Annotated in this window: 1 protein-coding gene and 1 pseudogene; both read left to right on the forward strand. The window is 67.5% G+C overall.

Annotation, left to right across the window (positions count from 1 at the left end; all coding sequences use genetic code 11):
• Positions 1 to 252 (forward strand): annotated as a pseudogene (locus ENZ74_RS31785) (branched-chain amino acid ABC transporter permease); the annotation flags it as partial.
• 8 nt (positions 253 to 260) lie between these two features.
• Positions 261 to 1,310 carry a branched-chain amino acid ABC transporter permease gene (locus tag ENZ74_RS31790; protein WP_063167501.1) on the forward strand — a complete coding sequence of 350 codons (1,050 nt, stop codon included), beginning with the start codon at positions 261 to 263 and terminating at the stop codon, positions 1,308 to 1,310.
• The last annotated feature ends 72 nt before the right edge of the window (positions 1,311 to 1,382 follow it).

Genomic DNA, 1,382 nt, shown 5'->3' on the forward strand with positions numbered 1-1,382 from the left:
CTCTATCTCGGCATGCGCGCGAACTTCGATCCTTCGATCGGACCGGCGCGGCTGATCTATGCCTTCGAGGCGGTGATCATCGGCGGCCTCGGCAGCCTGTGGGGGACGCTTGCCGGCGGGATCATCATCGGGGTGGCGCAAACGTTTGGCGCCGCGCTCAATCCGGAATGGCAGATCCTGGCCGGCCACATCGCCTTCCTGGCCGTGATGCTGCTCAGGCCGCGCGGGCTTTTTCCGCGCGCAGTGGATTGAGGGCCGGCATGTATCGACTGACAACCCGCACCCGCGCCGGAACCGTGACCGCGATCATCGTGCCGATCTTCCTCGTCGCCGCGCTCGCGCTGCCTGCCGTGGCCTCGCGTGGTGTCATACAGGATCTGTTCTTCATCCTCACCATGCTGACGCTGGCGCAGATCTGGAACCTGCTGGCGGGCTATGGCGGCCTGGTCTCGGTGGGCCAGCAGGCTTTCGTCGGCATCGGCGCCTACGCGATGTTCGCCGGCGTGATCCTGCTCGGCTGGAATCCGGTCCTGGCGATCCCGCTGGGCGCCCTTGCGGCACTGGTGCTGGCGGTTCCGACGGCCTTTTTCGCGTTCCGCTTGCAGGGCGCGTATTTCGCCATCGGCACCTGGGTGATCGCCGAAGTGACGCGCCTGCTGGTTGCGCAGTGGAAGGCACTTGGCGGCGGCACCGGCACGTCGCTGCCGCGCGAGGCGACGAGCAGCATCCTGGGCACCGATGCGGTCCGGGCGCTGTTCGGCGTCCGCGAGGCCGCGGCACGCGATGTCATGGCCTACTGGCTGGCTTTGGCGCTGGTCGTGGCCGTGACGGGCGGCATCTACTGGCTGCTGCGCAGCCGCCTCGGGCTGGCGCTGGCGGCCGTGCGCGACAATGTCGACGCGGCGCAATCGGTGGGCGTCGATACCGCCCGGCTCAGATGGGCGGTCTTTCTGATCGCCGCGGCTGCCACCGGGCTGACCGGCGCGCTGATTTTCCTGCAGACGGCCCGCATCTCGCCGAGCGCGGCCTTTGCCGTCACCGACTGGACCGCCAACGTCATCTTTATTGTCGTCATCGGCGGCATCGGCACCATCGAGGGGCCGATCCTCGGTGTGCTGGTCTTCTTTGCGCTGCGCTCGGCGCTGGCCGACTACGGCAGTTGGTACTTGATGACGCTCGGCCTCATCGCCGTTGTCGTGATGCTTTTTGCGCCAAAGGGGCTCTGGGGCCTGATCGCGTCCCGCAATGGCCTGCACCTGTTTCCGGTCCGCCGCAGGCTGACCGGTCCGAAGATCGAGGGAGGAATTTGATGGCGGATATCGAAACCGACGTGCTGATCGTCGGCACTGGCCCGGCCGGCTCGGCCACCCCCGCGCTGCTGT

Origin of the sequence: Mesorhizobium sp. M7A.F.Ca.CA.002.15.2.1, from assembly GCF_003998715.1 — a bacterium.
Lineage (GTDB): Bacteria > Pseudomonadota > Alphaproteobacteria > Rhizobiales > Rhizobiaceae > Mesorhizobium > Mesorhizobium ciceri.

What these genes read in the sequence shown, in the direction of transcription:
- ENZ74_RS31790 (WP_063167501.1), top strand. Translation starts at nt 261, where the DNA reads ATGTATCGACTGACAACCCGCACCCGCGCCGGAACCGTGACCGCGATC.